Here is a 19,627-nt window from a genome sequence, read left to right on the forward strand (position 1 = left end):
GTCTGCAGCAGGATCGAGGCTTGAAACTTCATGGCCACCTCCGGCCGCATTGCGGCGGAACTGATGTTCGACGCGAATTCACGTCGCAGATTTCGCAGTCAACGAGTTCAAGGTCGGCCAGAGGGACGTCGACTGCGTGGCATCAGCCGCGCCGAGCCGGGCGTCGGCTGCGAAAAAGAAACCGTCCTTCGGGGAAGTGGACTGAAACGAGGACTAGGCGAAGTCTCTCTCGCCTCGGTTGGCCTTCTGTCAACGTGGGCGAGGCGGCCCTTGCCACCCGTTCGGTCAAATGCCTCGTGCGGCTGATCCGTGCTCAGGGCGAGGAGGAGGGCTCCGGCCTGGACCCGCCGATGATGGAGATGAAACCCGCCGCATGGGGCTTCGGACGATTGCTTTTCAGGGGCGGGCAGTTGGTCGCTCCGTCGAGACATCCACCGGTTCGGCTTCGAGACGTTCAGGAAACTCGCGGAGTCCGGTACGAAACTGGTCCAGATTCGAATGCAGCCATTGAAGCCTATCCGACGTGGCACGGGCGTGAAGAAACCGATTTCGAGGAAGGATCTATGTCAAACCTAGATGAGAGATGGGGAGAAAGTCCGAAAGCTTCAACTGCGCGCAGTTGCCAAGATGAACTTGCGCGAGCTTGCAGAGGATCTCCCGGGAAACTGGACGGAGATAGAGGAAGTTGCCGAGGAAACGTCGGCCGCTTTTGCCAAGTTGGATGGTGCCAAGAGAGAGCTCGCAGCAATGAAGAAGTTTCGATGAGGAGCACATTCACCACCCGCGACGGCTCCGGATGGGTGCCGGAATATCTCACCGCAATAGACGGCTCGACCTGCATCGGCTGCGGCCGCTGTTTCAAAGTCTGCTCTCGCGAGGTCATGCATCTTTACGGCGTCGATGACGCGGGTGAAATCCTCGGCGCCTGCGACGGCGAAGACGACGATTTCAATGGCGAGCTCAATCGCATGATCATGGTCGTCGATCATGCCGGCCGCTGCATTGGCTGCGGGGCCTGCGCCCGCGTCTGCCCGAAGAACTGCCAAACCCATGTTGCGGCGGATCAGGTCGCAGCGGGATCTGAGGAGACAAAACCAGGAGAACGGCGTTGACCTTTAGAATGTTTTGTCGAGTCCTGGGGGTGGTGCTGTGCAGCACCGCACTGACTGTCTACTTCGCATCTCATTCGATCGGCACAGTAGTCGTCACGACCCTGGCTTGTTCCCTGCTCCTTCAACTGGCGTATTTCGCAAGCGTGCTCTTTCTGATCTGGCGGTCTGGCTGCGATAGCCGAATTAGCCGAAGGGCTGAGCATTTCGGCAGTTGCAAGGAAGTTGGATCCGAGCCGCCAGACCTTGATGAGGTGACGAATGAATCCGCAGATTTGCTCCAGCGCGATCAAATGCTGGCCATATCGCTGCTGCTGCCTTGAGGCCCATGACAAGGTCAGTGCTCAAGATAGCGCCACTTTGGACCCCATCAACATTGAGCAGATGTTAGAAGGAATACTGTGCTTGAGAAGTCCATGGTGACCGCAATCCGGTCATTCTGGTTAATCCAGGAGAGGCAGTTCGTGAATGCCATATTGGTAGCCGGTCGCAGTATGCCAGCGTGCGGTTGCAACTCTCTATGACGAACGAGGCGCTGGAAATAGTAATGGGACACTTTTGGGCGTCGGATAACACAGACGACGCCAAATCAAAGACGCCTCTAAAATGACTCGTGCATGGCTAATTCAGCTCCATCGCGTGTTGCCGGAGAGAAAATGCTGCAAAATTTCGAACGCTGTCGCTCACCTTTGGGCCCACGCCCTTCGAGAAGCTCGACCGCCTCTCCAAGCATCTGGGGGGCAGGGTGGGAAATCTACGCTAAGCGCGAGGACTGCAACTCCGGTCTCGCATTTGGCGGAAACAAGCTCCGCAAGCTCGAATACATCATCCCCGACGAGATCGTGTTAATGCGGACACGCTTGTCTCCATCGGCGGGGTGCAGTCCAACCATACGCGGATGGTCGCCGCGGTCGCCGCCAAGATCGGCATGAAATGTCTCCTGGGTCAGGACAGCGGGGTACCCCCATGAGGACAACGTCTATGACCGGGTCGGCAACATTCTGTTGAGCCGGATTATGGGAGCAGAGGTGCGCCTTGTCGATGGGGGCTTCGACATCGGCATCCGCGCAGTTGGGAACAGGCGCTCAATGAGGTCAAGTCAAGAGGCAGGAGGCCCTACGTGATACCGGCAGGGGCTTCAGTTCAGAAATATGGCGGGCTTGGGTACGTCGGGTTCGCGGAGGAGGTGCGCGCCCAGGAGAAACAGCTTGGGTTTGCCTTCGACTACATTGTCGTTTGCACGGTCACGGGCTCCACGCATGCCGGCATGCTCGTGGATTTGCCAAGGAAGGTCGACAGCGCAATCTTCTCGGTATCGAGCTTCTGCCACCACCGCCCAAACCAGGGCGCAGGTGCTAACCATTTCCCGGTATACTGCGAAGCTCGTCGACCTTGGCACGGAAATCATCGAGGATGACGCGGTGTTGCTCGAGGGGTACGCGTCTCCCTGTACGGCCTTCCGTCCGAGGAAACCAGGAGGCCATCCGCCTGTGTGCGCGGCTCGAGGGTTATAATTACCGATCCCGTCTACGAGGGCAAATCGATGCAAGGGATGATCGACCTAGTCCAGAAAGGCTTCTTTCAAGAGGGATCGAGGGTGCTCTACGCGCACCTCGGCGGCGGGCCGGCCATTAACGGTTTCAGTTACACCTTCCTTCCGCAACGGCTGACGCTCGACAGATTGCGATTTCGCCGTCCTGCGTGCCGGCGATGCGCCCAAAGTTGGTTCGAGGGCCGCCCAGAAAACCGAGGGCGCCGGCGGTTAATTAGCCGCTAAACGCGAAGCTGACTGAGTTGATTTGGAAATTTTGATCGATGGATATTTGCTGAGGAAATCAGTTCGCTTAGAGTATCATCGTGGCATATTAGACCAAGGTTGATAGGTCAATATCACAGGAAAGTTAATTCAATGTAGCTGCCGAAAGAATTCCTAAATTTAACCAAGTAAGTTTCAGTATTCCAAAGTTTGTGATTGGCCAAGAACGCAAGAAGAGTGGAGGAATATCCGATGATCTTACAGGAACTGGGCTCTGCCATTCCCGGTGGCAGAGTTTTAGAAATAACGACGACCACCGGCTGCATCGTCGGATGTTCTTATTGCCCGCAGGACAAGTTCGCCCATCGGCAAAGGGCGGTATCTCATGTGAAGCATCTTCGTCTTGAAGATTTCAAGCGATGTCTGGCGCGCGTACCAACTTCCGTCGACATTAGTTTCGCCGGATACTCCGAGCCTTGGCTCAATCCGGATTGCACCGAAATGGTCGAGCACGCTTACGCCAGAGGCCATGGCATCCGGATTTTCACGACGCTTGTAGGAATGAAGGGGCGAGATCTACACCGCTTGCTAGCGCTGCGCTCAAGGGTATTCGTGATCCATGTTCTCGATGATGGCGCATACATGAATAGCCGTCTGGTCGGAGACAATTATCTCGCTTTGATTCGTCAAGTGGTCGACACAGACATTGCCTCAATTCGGTTTATAGTCCTGGGCGAGGTCCATCCGGCTATCGTCGACATAATCCCCGCCGACGCGCTAGTTCGCGCGCGGCCTCTGAGCAGCAGGGGCGGAAGCGTCGATCCGAAGATCGTCGAACCACGACAGCCAGTCGTCGGAGCGCTGACATGCGTTGACGGACGGCAGTATCGGAATGTTCTTCTCCCAAACGGTGACGTTACGCTCTGCTGCATGGATTTTGAACGGCGCCACGTGTTGGGCAATCTTCTGCGCGACGAATACGAATATCTTTTTGAAGGGCTAGTTTTTAGCGAAATCGCCGATCGCATGAATGGGAGAGATGGCTTTCTGCTTTGCAGGATGTGCGAATATGCCCATCCAACGGCGTCCGCATGCTGATTGGAGGTCGGCGAACCGCCTGAAAGGGGGGCGGGATCGAATGTCGATCCTCTTGAGACTGCATAAGGCAGGCCGCCTCCATCTGCCTCGCGTAAATCCGGTGGCTGGAGTAGTCCCCTATTTTTACGCGGCTTCGACAGATCCTGTGGTCGCATCTCCCAGCACCAAGCTGTCTGGCACACTTAAGAGGGGGGGGAGAACCGGCTTAGTCTGATCCCACAATATCCTCCGCTGTCGGCTTTTCGAGACCCTAATCCTCGTTCAGGCAGAGTTGGTCGAGACGCTTCAGAAGCGGTCCGAAAGCGGCCCCGACATCTAAGAACGTCGACGATCGCCGCTACGTCGCTCGCTCGCTACAGCGCTGTTGAGGGCGCGCTCGCGAGCGGCTTCGCTACCGCCGAGCTACACTACCGGCCGGGCACGACGGTTCGTGTTGCTGCCGAAGGCCTGCAACACCTTAACATGCTGCTGTATGGCAGAAGCGCTGTCACAGATGAGGCGCCGCCAGCGCAAGCCTATGATTTATTGGTAGGCCCTTTCGCGGGCGCTGAGCGGATAAGTCAACTACCAGATGCCGTAGTATCGCCGCCTGCTCCAAAACTCTAGAACTGAGTTCGTTCCAACGCATAGACGAGAGATATCGCCATGCAGAGCAACGTGAAGCGGGGGAAGTTCCGACGGCGTCAGTGCAGTTGAGCTGCCGCGCGAGTACGGTCTCCCTTTTGGCGCGGACCTGTTTGAGGAGAGTGTCGGCATTACGAACACATTCCTGGGAGGTCACGACCGTCCAAAGTTCCGCCTGGACCGTCCCGATCTTCAGTGAAACTAAAAACAACCGCAACCGATCAAACGCATTTAATCACTTGCTCGTTGAACGCGGCACGACATGCAGAGGGACCCTGAAATGAACAGCGACGTTTTTGCAGCTCATGAGTCTAACGTTCGTCGCTATGGGCGATCGTTTCCCGCGGTCTTTACGAGAGCCCTTGGGGCGACAATCTGGGACGAGGCCGGCAACCCATATATCGATTTCCTCGTAGGGTCGGGCGCCCTCAACTACGGACACAACAACCCGAATATTATTGCACCGGCAATCGAATATCTCGTCGGCGAGAACATTCTTCTGTCGCTCGACATGTATACGGCTGCGAAGCGTGACTTTATTGAAGCGTTTGTTGATTCGATCCTGAAGCCCAGAGGCCTCTCTTACAAAATACAATTTCCTGGGCCAACCGGCACAAACGCAAACGAGGCGGCGCTGGCCTTGGCGCGAAAATATACCGGCCGCCCGAGCGTAATGGCCTTCTCGAACGCGTTCCATGGCATGTCGCTTGGCTCTTTGGCGGTATCGGGTTCGGCGTCAACTAGGGATCTGGGCGGCGTCGCTCGCCACGATGTGATCCGTGTCCCTTATGACGGATATCCGAACCAAGATTTCGATTCCGCGGGCTACATAGACTTCGTATTGGGCGACCCAGGGAGCGGCATAGAAAAGCCCGCCGCAATCATCCTGGAGACCATCCAGGCAGAAGGCGGCATGAACGCCGCATCCGCAGCTTGGCTTACAGAAATTCAGCGGATTTGCCGTAAGCACGGCGTGGTTTTGATCGTCGACGACATTCAGGCAGGTTCGGGACGAACGGGCGATTTCTTCTCGTTCGAGTTCGCGAAAATCGAACCCGACATCGTGTGCCTGTCGAAGTCCCTAAGCGGTTCAGGTAGTCCGTTCTCGATTGTTCTCATTCGCCCCGAAATAGACATATGGAAACCGGGAGAACATAGCGGGACTTTCAGAGGCAACAATCTCGCCTTCGTGACTGCAGGAGCGATGTGCAAAATGTGGTCCGACGTACAGTTTACTGAAGGCGTTGAGCGGACAGCTGCCAAACTGCAAAGACACCTGGACAGCCTTGTTGCGAAATTTCCCAAGTGCATCGAACAAAAGCGCGGTCGCGGTCTGATGGCCGGCCTCAAGTGCCGTTCGCAGGCCGTTGTCGGCCGTGTGCACGATGTCGCGTTCGAGAATGGCCTGCTGATCGAATCTTCAGGACCAAATCGCGACGTCATCAAAGTCCTCCCGCCGATAACCATCACTGATGACGAACTCGATCATGGCATCGCCATCCTTGATCACGCACTAAAGGAGCAAGCCAATGGAGACCAATCAAGTATCCCAAGCCCCAGCCACCTCGCCTGTTGCGATTAGAGAACGAACCGGCTCGATCAGCACTGCGGACATCATCTCAGTCCTGAAAGGTGAGATCACCGCTCTGCACATCAGGCAAGCTTTCAGCCCCGAAATAGCCGAGGAGATCACCGCGAACTTCAGTGGCAGTCCCGGTCTCAAGGAGCGTAAGGATGGCGTTCCCGGACAATATGTCGGCGCATCCCACTACAGGAAGGATGCAGCCACCTATTTCGCAGAGGCGGAAACTGCGCGACCGTACGTCGACGCGCTTTTCGAGAATCTGGTTGATCCGGTCCGAGCATTGTTCGACGCGTTGAAGCGCGACCTTCGCAAACAGGGCATTGAATTGCGGCTGGCCCGTTCGGAGCACGGTCAGGCTAATGTTTCTCGCGCTCTCAGTTGGTCTGGCAGCGGCACGTTCTCCTTGGACCCCCACGACGACGTCGCTCAAGTGTTATGTGCTGGGAACGATTACGAGCTTTCTGCGGTGGCGCACAACACCGTCGCAGCACTCAACTTCTATCCCAGCATGCCCGAGGAAGGTGGCAATCTGCGGCTCTGGAGCCACAAGCCGACAGTCAAGGACCGAAAGTCGCAAGGTGTGGAGACTACGGGCTATCCCTATTCGGCCGCCTATCTCGAGGGCGTTCCTTGCCGCGATTTCCAACTCAGGGCGGGGGATATCGGCTTGATCGATGGCGGTTTCGTTCACGGGGTCACCGGTCAATCGGGCAACGGAAAGCGTCGCCTGGTGTTGAACAGCTTTTTCGGGTTTGCTCGCCCGGATCTTGTTCTCTGGTGGACCTGAAGTTGGACGTCGTAACGACCGACCGGCTCCCGCCGACATGTGTCACATCGGCCGAACGCGAGGGGGAGTCCCCTTTAGTCACAGCCGCCCTCGGACTGTTTCAGACCGACACTATCATGAAGCCCTTGGCTTTTCAGGTGCTGCCGGTCTCCGACACGATTTGCCAATTACCGGTCCCCGTTACCCGGCGCTCCACAGTTCCCGGTGCCGAGCCGAACACGCATCGCGAGGTGATGATAAGCAAAGCAGAAGCAAAGCGAGAGGTGATCTAGCCAACGTTCAGTTCTTCCTACATCGATCGGGCGTTTACCTGCGTTAGTGTGAAGTGCACGGCAGAACCTTGGACAGATTCCGAAATGGACCGAAGAGTAGTTATCCCACTGTTCCGTCAGATGGAGGTTCAAAAAAACTACCTGGCACAACCGATGCTGAAATCGCCGGATGGGAAGAAGTACCGTTCTCCGGAAGAAGGATCGTGGCTTAGGCATGAGTCGATCTTTTATAAGTCGATAATCCCGGATCGTATAGCCTTTATAGCCGCTGTTGTTCTGCTAACGGTATCCGTCTTTCTCAGAACGTTTTTTATGTGGAAGTTAACCGTATTGACAGATATACCTAAAATCTGCCCTATTTCCCACGACGACTTCCCTTTCGCCGTCCATAGGATGCACTCCTTTTCTCTTGGAGAAAGGGTAGGTATCTCCTCGACGCCGCTGATCCGCCGGTGTTTCATCGTCTCTGCTCCACAGCTATTTGCACAGGAGGGTGTCACTGGCGCGCAAAACTGCCGGGGTTGTAAGGCTTCGGCTCTGCGCGCCGTCCTGGGCAGCTCTGCATCGCCTCAGCTCTACCATCTCATTGCGGTTGGCGAAGTTATTTCAACTTAAAGTTATGTTTCGCCATCACCATGCGAGTGAAACATAGAGGAAACAAAGTCTGTATTCTTCAATCACCGTAGCGGTCGATCAATAATCAACAGTGATGTTGAAAGTGTTTTGCGACAGCATCGTCCAGAGACCTCACATCGGACTGTCAAGGTAAGGCATATGCGACTAATCTAGGCCTGAGGCAAAACCGAGGACCTGCGCGCTCTGCGGCACGCCTCATCCTCCGAGGATGGGATGGTCACCACATTCGAGGCAGACCCCAATGGTGCTGGGAGGATGCCAACAGTGCAGGGATATCCCTGGCGCTGAGCAGGCAAGTTATCCCGCGATCACCCTCTCGAGACTGGGATCGCCTCGACGAGCGTGACGACATTGCCGGCGCAAACGACCGAAGGCGTGTGCGCCCCCCCCCTCGCAGCAGATCCGCTCCGGATCGTCGCCTTTCCGAGCGCGCCGGCCGCAATGCCTGGGGAAGAGGTAATCAGGGGCTCATCGAAGGGGTGTGGCGGGTTCGTCTTCCGGCAAAGGCGCGCGCACAAAACTCTACCGTACGGTCCCGTTTTTCACTTCAATTTGCGCGGTCGGCGGCAAATTCGAACGAGTTCCGGCCGATTTTCGGAGTATGTCAAGCAGGCGTTCGTAGGGCAATTATAGAAAACTCTTCTAGACTAGCATTACACTCTGTGTAGCAATGGTAAACTTTTCCTGCAAAAGATTTAACAGCGACGAACGAGATGTGACAACAGCTCTACATATTATTAATTTATCCCATATTGCAATCGCCGGCAATTCAACAGATATATTCGTGCATGGTGAAGCTATATCCAGCCGAGATACACCGCGGACAGGGACGCCGACTTCTAAGCTTTCCAGAGCCCAAGGGCCAAAGCACCAACGGAGAAGCGAATATGACCACGCTACCACAAATTTCACTGGCGAAACTGGCAGCCGATGCAACGCAACGTGAAGAGCAACAGCGCTTGCAAATGGCCTGCGAGAAGTACGGATTCTTCTACCTTGTCGAGCACGGCATCCCGAAGGAACAGATCGCACAAGCCATCGAGGCCTCCCGGCGGTTTTTCGCGTTGCCAGAGGCGATCAAGGAACGCTATGGTCACGCCTCTCAAGGCATGTATCCTACTATCGCCCGTGGATACAGTCCGTTGCACGGCGAAATACTCCATCCCGAGGCCGGCCGCGATCCAAAGGAATTGTTCGATCTCGGAATTGAGAACGAAGGCGACCGGCGTCCGTTTGCTGGAATCACGCGCTTTCCGGATGAGGCCTTGGCTCCTGGTTTTGCCCGAAGCCTGCTTGCTTTGCAGGCTACCGTGCTCAGCGGAGTTGTCCCGCTGCTTGGAACCGCGCTTGCCGACCTGATCGGTATGGAACAGGGCTGGTTCCGAAGCCATTTCAGCCCGCCGACACTCTTGCAACGCGTGATCCGGTATCCAGCTCGCGGCGGCACGTGTGCCAAGCACACCGACGGTGGATTCTTCACGCTGTTACTGCAGGAGGAACTCCCCACCCGGTCCTTGCAAGTGTGGTTCCGCGAGCGTTGGATGCCAGTGCCGAGCCTGCCCGACAGTCTCGTAGTCAATTTGGGTGACATGCTTCAGGCCTTGAGCGACGACCATTTCAAGAGTACGCCGCATCAGGTCGCCCACAGTGGACTGAGTGACCGAATTTCGCTTCCCTTCTTTATCTATCCCGATATCGACGCTCGCCTGACTTCGCCGCAAGGGCGGCATACCTTCAGTGTTGCGGAAATGATGCTGCGCAACTTCGAGTCAGTCGAAACAGGGCAAGGCGCCGGACGCGCACGAGACTTGCAGTAAGTGTTCGGTTTTCTCAAGCGTGCGCAAACTATGGCAACGACCCGGCGCCCCCTCGGTGTGGTACGGCGGAAGAACACTCCTACAATGGAGACCGTCCCGCCGTCCCACCGTCGCCCACATTGCGCAGCGGCTATGCGTCTCGGCATAAAGCGCGCTGATGCTGTCATACTGGATGAGTTGTGGCCGCACGTAGATCCAGCGGTGCTTTTCAGGCGAGTCTACAGCGCCATCGCTGCGCTGAGGCGATGAATCCGGATTTGGGAAGCGAAGCGACCAATCCGGGATGGAACGAGGAGTACTTCTCTAGGCCGCGACGGGCTCCGCACAAATGAGCGTATTAGCGGCCCCTGCGCTCGTAGTACGCAGATCCGAGCGAATTCCGGGGTTAGATTTTGTGTTTGGAATTTAGTCCGCGACCGCCAGGGACATCGGCACCAACGGCATCATCCCTCAGCCACGTCCATCCGCCGTTTTCCTTGCAGCGCTAGGCCCTCCTGACCAGGTTGGTCTGCCTCAAGGCCGACAAGACGCATTTCGACACTCAATGGCGACTAATCTGATCCTGACAACCCTTTAAGGACAGGAGAATGCTTATGTACGTGAGCCGTGATCTAAACTATGCATTGCAAGCAACGCTGAATTGGATCAGCGATCTGGCGTGGAGACTTCGCTGGCATGATCGCGAGCGGGTTTTCCAAGCCCTGATTGCGACGCTGCATGCCCTGCGCGACTGTCTGGACCGCGACGAGGCTGTGTACATGGGCGCGCAGCTGCCAGCCTTACTGCGCGGCTTTTACTACGAGGGTTGGCATCCCGGCCGCCGCGCCATAGCCAGAAACCGCAATTCGTTTCTCGACCGGATCCACGACAGCGTCCACTGCGACCCGGCGGTGGATCCGGAAGAGGTTGCCCGCTCGGTCCTAGGTCAATTGGCCGACCGTTTGTCTGCAGCAGAGATACAAGAGGCCAAGGCCGCCACTACAAGAGTGCTGCATGACCTTTGGCCAGCCTGAGACACACGTCTGCTACATGAGCGTGTACACGAAGCAACCTCTGGGGGGGGGGCTTTCGACGAGGAAACCAATTTGACTAGGCTTCCTTACGGTCCTCAACAAAAGCAATCTGGGCCACGCTTGAATAGCCTGGCGTCGGCAACTGTCTAATATGGTGGAAAAAGTCGGCTCCGAATCCAGCGTTGCTTCAAAAATCGCGAGGTGTCGCATGGCATCTGGTTCCCTACGTTGGCCTTGTGATCGGCATCGGGTGAGTTTGGCGATTTTGCAGAGGTTCGGGGCGGTGGCCGGAGGTGGAACTCGCCGCGGGCAGCGCTCGGTCCTTCGGATATCGCAGTCGATCGGGATTTAGAATGGGTTTGAGGTGCGCAAACAAGATCTCGACCTTCTTCCGCTCGCCCGAAATGAGATAGTCATCCGTGGCTGCAATATCCCGTGCCATGTCGTGGGCGCCTCATGATGGGACGCAGAATATTCCCGGCAGGCGTTATGGCAGCACCGCGGCTGCAGGCTATCAGCCGTCGCAGTCCAGCTTGCTGGCGCGGTAGAGCGCACCATGCCTTCTGGCTGTGAAGGCATGGCGCGCGGAAACGGCGGAGCGGATGATCCTCGACGGCGACTGGATGAATTGCGCGGGCCATGTCAGCACCACAAGGCTTGATAACTTATCCCGGTGAGGCAAGGGGCTGCTTGTCAACTCGCCACGACAGTGACGCGACACGCCCCCCGGATTTTACGATCCTCACAAGCGATCTACAATCGCTTCATCGGCTGGAGACGAGGCGTATTCAACCGGATGTTCGCCAAAGTGCGGGCAAAAGGCAAGCCCGATCAAAACTCAGGATCGACGCAAAATCGGCGCCGACTACACCATAAGCTACCCCGGCCACGCCGCTGAAGATCGCGGCCCGCCGCAAGGACCTTTGTTCGTAATTGGCGGCTCAACTGACGCGCCGTGACCAATAGCTCGTAGAGGCCCGCGAGCGCCTCCTGGGCTTCACCAGACTGACGCCGAGCCAATGGAAAGCGCCAGAACAGCCACCGCCATCGAACGTCTGCACGAAGAGTTCAAGCGGCGCATCAAAACCGAGACCGGGCTGCCTTCGCCCGAAATCGCGGCCATACTGTTCTGGGCGTTGATGGTGTCCGACAAAGCTCGATGCGAAAAGTCGACGCTGCCCATCAAGCCTCTCCATACGCAGATTGACCTCGCCGAACCGAACCCCAGCCCACCGGGCTGCTCCGCCGAATTCCAACACTATTCGCGACGGCCCCCACACTCCATTAGCGCTCACGCAGGATGGCGTCAGACATCTTCTCGGCAACCATAATCGTAGGGATGTTCGTATTCGCTCGCGGGCAGAAAGGCATCACCGACGCATCGGCGACTCTTAAGCCCGACAGTCCATGAACGCGGCCTGAGGGATCCGTCACGCTGGTCAGATCCTCAGCAGATCCCATTCTGCAAGTCGAAGTTGGATGAAAATTGCCAAAAACGTTTTGTCGTACAAAGCGATCAAGTAGCTCGTCATTATTTATAAGGTCTGCAATGCCGCGGCCATCTGTGATTGCGAATTTAATAACGCTTTGTCGAATCAAAGAAGAACTATCGATAACCGCCGCCAAGATCGATGTGAGGCCGTAGTTCAAAATGTTGTACTTTCCGATTCGCTTTGCTTTTCCAGTCCATGTAGAAGGAAAAGGGTCAAGCGCAGTATTCACTAGAGCCTTATGATCAATCAGCCTCGCTACGAATCGAAACGCTTTTTTCAATCGCTCGGCGTCGCGTTCGTCGCTCAGCATATCGAAATTCACTTCTGGCTCAGCTAGATGAGAGGAACTTTTGAGCGAAACCGTTCCTGTCGAGTAAACACGATTAACCCAGAAATTGAGGGTGCCCAGGCGTTTGCCAACTGGATGCCAGGCAGATTTTGCTAGAACTGAGATGGCCATATCGGTAGGCGGGCAACCGTCGTGGCCCGATGAGTACCGAGCATGCATCTGAATATATCCAGTCGCGGTCGGCAGCATCCGATCCTTCGGTTTCAAGTACGCCGAGATGGCGACCCCAGCGTGCTCTTGAAGATTTCTTCCAACCCCGTTTATATCTGCGACAACCTGAATGCCGAGTTTTGACAGCTGGTCGCCCGGGCCAATCCCAGAGCGAAGCAACAAGGCTGGCGAATGGATAGCCCCGGCGCAAAGGACTACCGTGGACGCGCTATAGGATTGGCGACCAGTCTTGCTCTCAGTAACGACCCCCGTTATTTGGTGCCCTGAAGAGGTTAACTGTACAACAGTTGTCTCTGACAAAATTCTGAGATTGGATCGAGCCCGGACGCTCTCCGGCAAATAAGCCATCGCAGCTGACACCCGACGACGATTGCGGTTCGTCAATGGAACAACTGAGTGGCCATCGCGAAATTCGCCATTGAAGTCCGGTCGGTAGGGAATATTCTCATCTTCAAAAGCCGTTGACACCGCCCTGACGAATCCGGACCACTCTCCCATATCCGCGCGGCCAATGGGCAGGGGCCCTTCATTGCCGTGGAGGTGATCGCTAAAGTCGAGGTCGCATTCGAGTCGGCGGAAATATGGCAGGACGCCTTCCCAATCCCAACCCGTTGCGCCGATGGACGCCCATTCATCATAATCGGCAGGGCCACCCCGGTTGGCGACCTGGGCATTGATGCTAGAGCCTCCGCCTATGACCCGAGCTTGCTCATAGTGCTCACGTCTGTTGCTGTTTCGCGCAATGGCTGCTGAGAGTGAGGGCCACTGATAGCGCTGATTGTAGTAAGCCCGCGTGGGGTTGCCATCGAGGATATCATCAGGGATAGCGTGCGGGGGAAAGTCAGGACCGGCCTCTATGAGCAGGACGTGACTGCCATTGGCCGATAACCTGTTCGCCACGACGCAACCGGATGACCCACCACCTATAACGATGTAGTCGAATAACAAAGACAATCCTCGCTTCCATCTGTATGCCCCGACAGGGGTAGCAACTGTAATAGGTCACTTCAGGAGAGTGCCTCCTCGTAACGCAGGAATCCACACTGCACGTCAATAGTTGGCGAGCGGTCGAGAATCAGCAATAACAGAAGGTTGATCGCGATAGGCGCACGCCTACCAGCGTCGCCGCTGCAGCCGGTGCGCCGTCCGGTCCTGGATTCGGCGGCCTGGACGAGGAGACCGACCATCAGGCCGATGGTGTCGACAACGATGTGATACTTGCGGCCGTTGATCTTCTTTCCCGCGTCCAAGCCGGATTCCACCGCTTTCCGTCGTCTTGACCGATTGGCTGTCGATCACGCCGGCCGTCGGACTTGCTTCCCGACCTCAGCCTCGCGGGCCGCCATGACGAGGCTGTTGCTGACGGTCCGCAACAGGCCTTCCTCACGTCGGCGATAGAATTACTTCTGCACCGTTAAAAAGGGGTGGCAAGTCTTTCGGCAGCCATCGCCAGGCGCCGCCCGACGAGGCCAGATAAAGACGCGCCTTCACGGCTTCGCGCGGGCCGCAAACAGGGATTGCGAGCCGAGTTGCAGGCGATCCGCGATCAGGCCGCCGACGCATGTCATTCCTGCGATTGGCGGAGACATTGACTGATTTCCTCCTGCGACTGCGGCAATCGGCAGAGACTTTGGAATTCAGCGACTGCCAGAGAATCGTCCGCTTGCTGGTCAAGGAGGTCTTGGTGGATGACGACCAGGGACGGAAAGGAACCCCTGACGCGCAAGCTGACAGCGCCAGCCTCGCGGCTCATGCACACGCCAATGGCTGCGCACAAGGTGGTTCGCCCCGTTCTGCGTGGACACCATGGCCACTACGCAGGCGTTCAATCAACCCCACCCAGCATCGTCGGAGGATACGAATGGGCAGTTCAACAAAGTTTACAGAATCTTCGCAGCCGCAAATCCCTTAAGATGCTACGTTCAACCCGAGGTCCGAGGTCAGGCAACGGAAAGCGGCTGATGCCGATTTACGCGAAGCGCAAGCGGAGGTCATAATGGCAAAGAGAGCGCTGATCCTGGTTGAAGGCATAAGTACTATGCCGCAATACGTCCAAGCGGCCCAGCGTCTTGGGCTTCATCCAATTGTCCTGTCGGCTGATCCAACTCAGTACGACTATCTTGCCGCGGCGGGAATTGAGGCAATCTGCGTCGATACAGACAATCTCTATGCGCTGATCCGCGAATGTATCCGGCTGCGTGCGACGTATGATATTGCTGGCATTACGACCGCCCAGGAGTCGGTCTATGCGACGGTTGGCAAGCTCTGCTATTATTTCAATCTACCGGGACCGAACCCCGCATCGATTGAACAATGCTGCGATAAGTTCACCCAACGTCAGCTCCTTGCGGAGGCCGGCATTCCAATACCTGCTTACCGCTTGGCGGCGAGCGCTAGGGACGTAGAAAGCGCTGCCGCGGAAATCGGTCTGCCGGTGATTCTAAAGCCCGCCGTAGGCAGCGGCAGCAGCGGCGTCCGATTGTGCCGCGACGTCGACGAGTTAACCGAACATACGACCTATCTGTTGAGTGGAAAGCACATATGGCCGTCTTCGCCGAGCATGCTCGTCGAAGAATTCGCACAAGGCCCCCATTATACCGCTGAGATGATGGGGCATGAGGTCATTGCGATTGCCGCTAGTGAATTCGGTAGCCCACCGCATTTCGTCTACCATCACGTGACCCATCCGGCTTCGCTGGCTGATGGCGAGAATGAACGTATCACCGAGGTTTCGTTAAACTGCTTGCGAGCTCTCGGCGTTGGCTGGGGGCCAACCAACATTGAACTCCGGTGGACCGAGACTGGACCAGTCGTGATTGAAGTCAACCCGCGCCTTGCGGGCGGCGCCAATCCTCGATTGGTTCAGCTGGCTTACGGTATAGATCTCATCTTCGAGCACATCAAACTTGTCATTGGCGAGGAATGGGATTTGCGCAGAAGGCATTCGCACTTTGCGAGCGCGCGGTTCCTGATCGCCGATCGCAATGGCACCCTGAGTTGTATCAGTGGCGACATTCAGGCGGCTGCTTTACCAGGCGTGGCCGATGTCGAATTGTATGTTGAACCTAAGAAGCCGATCGTCATACAAGGTGACTACCAAGACCGCATCGGACATGTCATCGCCGCTTCACTCAGCCCTGCTGAAACCGAGGCGATACTTCAGCGTGCCGTCGACTTAATCAGTTGGTCAATCAAACCATTTCCGAGCGCTGGCGAACAGGAACACTGCGCAGCCACGTCCCGGACTGTTGAAAAGAAGTAAGCATCCGGTAGGCGCAGGTCGGCGGCCAGCTTTGCGAGAAATGCGGCGGCGGGCATGACAAGGCTCATGTGGCGGTGCCGTGCCATGAACCCGTCTCGCAATGGTCGAGAAGCATTCCTCGATCGTCCCTTACCGACTTCGGCATCGGGGCCCTTCGCGAGATCATCGTTGAACTGGCCCTTTGGGCCGCGAAAATGGCCAACCCTCGAGAGCCCGTTGCGCGTTGCTCGCAGGGAACTTTGAAGATGAGGGTGGGAGCGGAAAGAATGCTGAACGATCGACGGTCGCATGGGCTTTGGGAGCGGACAGCTCCGCCGCCGCCTGCAACGGAGAAGCTGGGAGGCGACCTCGTCGCCGATGTTGCGATCGTCGGCGCCGGCTACACCGGGTTGTCCACCGCGCTGCACCTGGCCGAGCGGGGCCTGGACGCTGTCGTGATCGAGGCAGCCGAGATTGGTTTTGGCGCTGCCGGTCGGAGCACCGGGTTGGTGAATGCGGGCCTCTGGGTGGTGCCCTCGGCGCTCAAGGAGACGCTCGGTCCGGTCTATGGCGGTCGTTTGCTTGGTTTGCTGCGCGATTCCCCACGCACCGTCTTCGAGATCGTCGACAGGCATAACTTGCCGTGCGAGCTGAAGCGGGTCGGCACGATCCATTGTGGAGCCGATAAGAAGGGCGTCGCCGAGATCGCGGAGCGAGCCCGGCAGTGGCAGGCGCTCGGCGCCCCGGTGCACATCCTCAATGCCGGGGAGACCCGTGCTAAGACCGGCACCTCGGCCTTCCCCGCAGGCCTCCTCGACCTGCGTGCCGGGACGATCCAGCCGCTCGCCTATGTGCGCGGCCTCGCTGGCGCCGCGATTGCCGCCGGCGCGACCGTCTTCACGGCGAGCCCGGTCGAGCACATCGCGCGCGAGGGCGGCGTCTGGCGGCTTGCCACGCAAGGAGGAAGCGTCCGGGCCAAGTGGGCGGTTCTTGCGACCGACACCTACACGTCGCGCATCCTCCCCGAGCTGCGCGGCGAGCAATTGGTGCTGCCCGTCTTCCATGTCGCGACTGCGCCGCTGAGACACAGCATTCGCCGCACGATCCTGCCCGAGGGGCACGGCGCGTGGGACACCCGCACCGTGCTGACCGCATTTCGCACAGACAATGCCGGCCGCCTCATCCTCGGCAGCGTCGGCGCGCTCCGCGGCACCGGAACCGCCATCCATCGCAACTGGGCGCGGCGCCGTATCCGGGCGCTCTTTCCGCAGATCGGTGAGGTCGAACTGGAGCACGAGTGGTACGGTTGGATAGGCATGACCAACGACCATCTGCCCCGCCTTCATATCCCAGCGGAAAACATGGTCGCGCTGACGGGCTTCAACGGACGAGGTGTCGCGCCGGGTACGGTGTTCGGTCGCGAGCTCGCCCGCCATATCAGCGGGGAGCTGCCGCTCGATGGGATGTTCCTGCCCGTATCCCGGGCGCAGAACGCCCCCTTCAGGGCCATCAGAGAGGGCTACTATGAGCTCGGCGCGCAGATCGCGCATCTGCCGCCGACGCGCTGACCCGGTCGCGGGCGCGCACAAGCCTCGCGACCTCGGCTAGCGCCACCACGGGATAAACGCACAATGTGCAGGTAGTAACGTGTCATTGTAATCCAGCCGTCGCCCCGATCCCGCGCGCCTGCTCCATCGCAGAAGACATTTCGTATCGCGTTGCTTGGGAAATGCTTCAGCTTGTTGAGGAAGCCCTCGACGAGGTTGCGGTGTCGATGCAAGCCAGCGACCGAACGGGATCGGTATGCGTCGGTTGGATGCAGGCACAGTGAGCAGGATCATCGCCGCACCGTATCAAACCGCGTCCGGCCTATGCCGGGTTTCAAGGCCGTCGGCAGCGGCAAGCGCCACGCTGGCGGGCAGCGAAAGGCAATAAGCGGCAAGGCCATTCGCCTTCAATCGGGCTCCGACACTGAAAGCAAAATTCGAAGCAATCGCTGCCTGAATTGCGTCCAGTGGTAGCCCGTCATTCGGCCAACGAGATTTTGGAACGCGCCCCCGAAAAGGAGCGTCATTTTTCCACGGGTTCAGCCTCAATGAGAAAGCCAGGCTCCCACGGCTTGCAAGCTCGGAGCAAATTCCATTCGTGCAGCAAAAGACGCGAGTGAGGTGCAAGAGCTCTCGGCGCGGGGGACATGACAATGCATGAGGAAGGCCTCTGAAATCTTCGGCAATCCGCAAAAGGAGCGCACTCGCGCCTTCCTGCAGCGGATCATCGAGGCGGGGCGTCTTTAGGATGGACGCACTGAAGAAGACGATCGACGTGCTGTCCAGGAAAGCTGACACATCGCGACGCTTGCAGGCCATGCCCACGCAATCTGATCCGGATATGGGTCGAGAAGTTTCAGGCGGGCGCTCTCGATGAGGATGCCGCAGCGGCCGATCTTCTCCAAGTTTATGAGGCGCGCATTGCCGCGCTCGAACGGCTAGAACTAGAGTTTCTAAAGGGGGCTCTGCATGCACGACCGCGGCAGAGAAACGGGCCTACCTCCGCGACCACCGGTCCCATGGTCCTCTCCGTCGCCGAACGATGCCGGCTGATGGGTTTCTCGCGCACGACCTTCTATGACCAGCCGCGCAGCCGCGGCCGACGACACCGCGATCGTCGAAGCCGATCGCAGCCGTCTGTGACGAATTCGAGCACTATGGCTGGGCGTCGTCCGTGCCGCTCTTCGGCAAAAAGGCATGATCGTCAACAAGAAGATCCGCCGCCTGATGCGCGAGCACGACCTTCAGCCAAGAATGCGCCGCCGATTCCACGGTGACCACCGGACAGCGATCACAATCAGCCAATCTTCCCGAATCTCGCCCGGGCCATCATCTCCGGCGGACCCGATCAGCTCTGGGTGGCCGACATCCCATACGTCACCGTCGGCGGCGGCTTTGCCTATGTTGCCGTTGTCCTGGATGCCTGGTCGCGGCGCGTTGTCGGATATGGCATCAGCCACTTGATCGACGCGCGGCTGACGCTGGCGGCTTTGACCGCCGCAGTCAAAGGACGCAAACCACCACCCGGCTGCGTGCATCATTCTGATCGCCCAATTTGCCGCGGCAGCCTATCGCGACCACCTTACCGCCACGGCCTAATCGGGGGGTAAAGTATCAGGACCGCATCGATCCTTCCCGCTGGTGTCCTTTGACGAGACCTGGACCAAGACCAAAATGGCGCCGCTCAGAGGATGGGCGCCGCGCGGCGAGAGGATCAAGGCCAAGGTGCCGCACGGTCATGTGTGGACGCCCCGACGGATGCAAGAACAATCTTTGGTGCAGGCTGCTGCGCGTGTTCGGGTGCGTATTTGGGCAGCAAGAACAGCTTGGCGCCGGCCGAGCGGATGGCACGGCGCACGGCCTTGCCTTGTGCGCAGATGCGCCAGCACGGTCGTGTTCCGTAGGAAGTTGCGGCGCGAGCAGGTGCTGGCCTATTTCGCCGCGCAGCCGCCATGCCTTGTGGCTATGGAGGCCTGCCCGGGCGCGCACTACTGGGGTCGCGAGATCGGCAAGCTCGGCCATACAGTGGCGCCGCCGGCCGAGACATTCCGCTCCGGGCGCGACTTTGCAGCCTGGATCGGGCTGACGCCGATCCAGCGCTCAACCGGCGGCAAAGAACGGCTCGGACG

Annotated in this window: 13 protein-coding genes and 8 pseudogenes; 17 read left to right on the forward strand and 4 right to left on the reverse strand. The window is 57.9% G+C overall.

The features are described from left to right. The first annotated feature begins 429 nt into the window (after positions 1–429). The 8 genes and pseudogenes from NKJ76_RS32510 to NKJ76_RS29770 all read left to right on the forward strand — a co-directional run bounded on the left by NKJ76_RS32510 (position 430) and on the right by NKJ76_RS29770 (position 6,959). Positions 430–576 (forward strand): hypothetical protein, encoded by a 147-nt coding sequence (locus NKJ76_RS32510; RefSeq protein WP_502902367.1) that lies wholly within the window; start codon positions 430–432, stop codon positions 574–576. Then, positions 564–765, forward strand: a pseudogene (locus NKJ76_RS29740) (CCE_0567 family metalloprotein). The gene NKJ76_RS32510 and the pseudogene NKJ76_RS29740 overlap by 13 nt, the downstream one beginning before the upstream one ends. After that, positions 762–1,112, forward strand: coding sequence for a ferredoxin III, nif-specific (fdxB, locus tag NKJ76_RS29745; RefSeq protein ID WP_352539032.1), 351 nt, complete (start codon positions 762–764; stop codon positions 1,110–1,112). Before NKJ76_RS29740 ends, fdxB begins: the two are co-directional and overlap by 4 nt. Beyond that, positions 1,109–1,432 carry an exopolysaccharide production repressor protein gene (locus NKJ76_RS29750; protein ID WP_352539033.1) on the forward strand — a complete coding sequence of 108 codons (324 nt, stop codon included), beginning with the start codon at positions 1,109–1,111 and terminating at the stop codon, positions 1,430–1,432. Before fdxB ends, NKJ76_RS29750 begins: the two co-directional genes overlap by 4 nt. Before the next feature lie 311 nt (positions 1,433–1,743). Next, positions 1,744–2,763, forward strand: a pseudogene (locus tag NKJ76_RS29755) (1-aminocyclopropane-1-carboxylate deaminase); the annotation flags it as partial. A gap of 354 nt (positions 2,764–3,117) precedes the next feature. Then, on the forward strand, positions 3,118–3,963 hold the full coding sequence (locus NKJ76_RS29760; protein ID WP_352539034.1) for a radical SAM/SPASM domain-containing protein: 846 nt from the start codon (positions 3,118–3,120) through the stop codon (positions 3,961–3,963). 904 nt (positions 3,964–4,867) lie between these two features. Further along, a complete protein-coding gene (ectB, locus tag NKJ76_RS29765; RefSeq protein ID WP_352539035.1) occupies positions 4,868–6,169 on the forward strand; it encodes a diaminobutyrate--2-oxoglutarate transaminase in 1,302 nt (433 codons plus the stop codon). Then, positions 6,117–6,959 (forward strand): 2OG-Fe(II)-dependent halogenase WelO5 family protein, encoded by an 843-nt coding sequence (locus NKJ76_RS29770; RefSeq protein WP_352539036.1) that lies wholly within the window; start codon positions 6,117–6,119, stop codon positions 6,957–6,959. Before ectB ends, NKJ76_RS29770 begins: the two co-directional genes overlap by 53 nt. A 499-nt stretch (positions 6,960–7,458) precedes the next feature. Here NKJ76_RS29770 and NKJ76_RS29775 read toward each other — a convergent pair whose 3' ends face one another. Then, on the reverse strand, positions 7,459–7,692 hold the full coding sequence (locus NKJ76_RS29775; protein ID WP_502902366.1) for a helix-turn-helix transcriptional regulator: 234 nt from the start codon (positions 7,690–7,692) through the stop codon (positions 7,459–7,461). 1,062 nt (positions 7,693–8,754) lie between these two features. Here NKJ76_RS29775 and NKJ76_RS29780 point away from each other — a divergent pair. Further along, positions 8,755–9,684: a 2-oxoglutarate and iron-dependent oxygenase domain-containing protein gene (locus NKJ76_RS29780; protein ID WP_352539037.1), complete on the forward strand. Its 930-nt coding sequence runs from the start codon at positions 8,755–8,757 to the stop codon at positions 9,682–9,684. A gap of 593 nt (positions 9,685–10,277) precedes the next feature. Then, positions 10,278–10,697 carry a DUF2267 domain-containing protein gene (locus tag NKJ76_RS29785; RefSeq protein WP_352539038.1) on the forward strand — a complete coding sequence of 140 codons (420 nt, stop codon included), beginning with the start codon at positions 10,278–10,280 and terminating at the stop codon, positions 10,695–10,697. A gap of 252 nt (positions 10,698–10,949) precedes the next feature. On the opposite strand, the pseudogene NKJ76_RS32515 reads toward NKJ76_RS29785, so the two are convergent. After that, positions 10,950–11,244, reverse strand: a pseudogene (locus NKJ76_RS32515) (IS5/IS1182 family transposase); the annotation flags it as partial. A 419-nt stretch (positions 11,245–11,663) separates the two neighbouring features. Here NKJ76_RS32515 and NKJ76_RS32520 point away from each other — a divergent pair. Continuing rightward, positions 11,664–11,904: pseudogene (locus NKJ76_RS32520) on the forward strand (transposase); the annotation flags it as partial. A gap of 77 nt (positions 11,905–11,981) precedes the next feature. Here the strand turns inward: NKJ76_RS32520 and NKJ76_RS29795 are convergent. Both NKJ76_RS29795 and NKJ76_RS29800 read right to left on the reverse strand, forming a co-directional pair. After that, positions 11,982–13,658 carry a GMC family oxidoreductase gene (locus NKJ76_RS29795; protein WP_352539040.1) on the reverse strand — a complete coding sequence of 559 codons (1,677 nt, stop codon included), beginning with the start codon at positions 13,656–13,658 and terminating at the stop codon, positions 11,982–11,984. 209 nt (positions 13,659–13,867) lie between these two features. Further along, positions 13,868–14,210, reverse strand: a pseudogene (locus tag NKJ76_RS29800) (transposase); the annotation flags it as partial. Between the two features lie 496 nt (positions 14,211–14,706). Here NKJ76_RS29800 and NKJ76_RS29805 point away from each other — a divergent pair. The 6 genes and pseudogenes from NKJ76_RS29805 to NKJ76_RS29830 form a co-directional block, all read left to right on the forward strand. Further along, the gene (locus NKJ76_RS29805) at positions 14,707–15,972 is read left to right on the forward strand and encodes an ATP-grasp domain-containing protein (RefSeq protein ID WP_352539041.1); all 1,266 of its coding nucleotides are present in this window, start codon (positions 14,707–14,709) and stop codon (positions 15,970–15,972) included. Positions 15,973–16,238: 266 nt separating this feature from the next. Then, positions 16,239–17,519, forward strand: coding sequence for an NAD(P)/FAD-dependent oxidoreductase (locus NKJ76_RS29810; protein WP_352539042.1), 1,281 nt, complete (start codon positions 16,239–16,241; stop codon positions 17,517–17,519). A 1,337-nt stretch (positions 17,520–18,856) separates the two neighbouring features. Then, positions 18,857–19,108, forward strand: coding sequence for a DDE-type integrase/transposase/recombinase (locus NKJ76_RS29815; RefSeq protein WP_352539043.1), 252 nt, complete (start codon positions 18,857–18,859; stop codon positions 19,106–19,108). After that, positions 19,099–19,238: pseudogene (locus NKJ76_RS29820) on the forward strand (IS630 family transposase); the annotation flags it as partial. The gene NKJ76_RS29815 and the pseudogene NKJ76_RS29820, both read left to right, overlap by 10 nt. Before the next feature lie 129 nt (positions 19,239–19,367). Further along, a pseudogene (locus NKJ76_RS29825) lies at positions 19,368–19,538 on the forward strand (IS110 family transposase); the annotation flags it as partial. Continuing rightward, positions 19,521–19,627: pseudogene (locus tag NKJ76_RS29830) on the forward strand (transposase); the annotation flags it as partial. The pseudogenes NKJ76_RS29825 and NKJ76_RS29830, both read left to right, overlap by 18 nt.

Source organism: Mesorhizobium sp. M0029 (assembly GCF_040323735.1).
Lineage (GTDB): Bacteria > Pseudomonadota > Alphaproteobacteria > Rhizobiales > Rhizobiaceae > Mesorhizobium.

Excerpts from the sequence above, each read along its gene's own strand:
- ectB (WP_352539035.1), top strand. The coding sequence starts at position 4,868 with ATGAACAGCGACGTTTTTGCAGCTCATGAGTCTAACGTTCGTCGCTAT.
- NKJ76_RS29785 (WP_352539038.1), top strand. The coding sequence starts at position 10,278 with ATGTACGTGAGCCGTGATCTAAACTATGCATTGCAAGCAACGCTGAAT.
- NKJ76_RS29810 (WP_352539042.1), top strand. The coding sequence starts at position 16,239 with ATGCTGAACGATCGACGGTCGCATGGGCTTTGGGAGCGGACAGCTCCG.
- NKJ76_RS29770 (WP_352539036.1), top strand. The coding sequence starts at position 6,117 with ATGGAGACCAATCAAGTATCCCAAGCCCCAGCCACCTCGCCTGTTGCG.
- NKJ76_RS29805 (WP_352539041.1), top strand. The coding sequence starts at position 14,707 with ATGGCAAAGAGAGCGCTGATCCTGGTTGAAGGCATAAGTACTATGCCG.
- NKJ76_RS29775 (WP_502902366.1), bottom strand. The coding sequence starts at position 7,692 with ATGAAACACCGGCGGATCAGCGGCGTCGAGGAGATACCTACCCTTTCT.
- NKJ76_RS29780 (WP_352539037.1), top strand. The coding sequence starts at position 8,755 with ATGACCACGCTACCACAAATTTCACTGGCGAAACTGGCAGCCGATGCA.
- NKJ76_RS29760 (WP_352539034.1), top strand. The coding sequence starts at position 3,118 with ATGATCTTACAGGAACTGGGCTCTGCCATTCCCGGTGGCAGAGTTTTA.
- fdxB (WP_352539032.1), top strand. The coding sequence starts at position 762 with ATGAGGAGCACATTCACCACCCGCGACGGCTCCGGATGGGTGCCGGAA.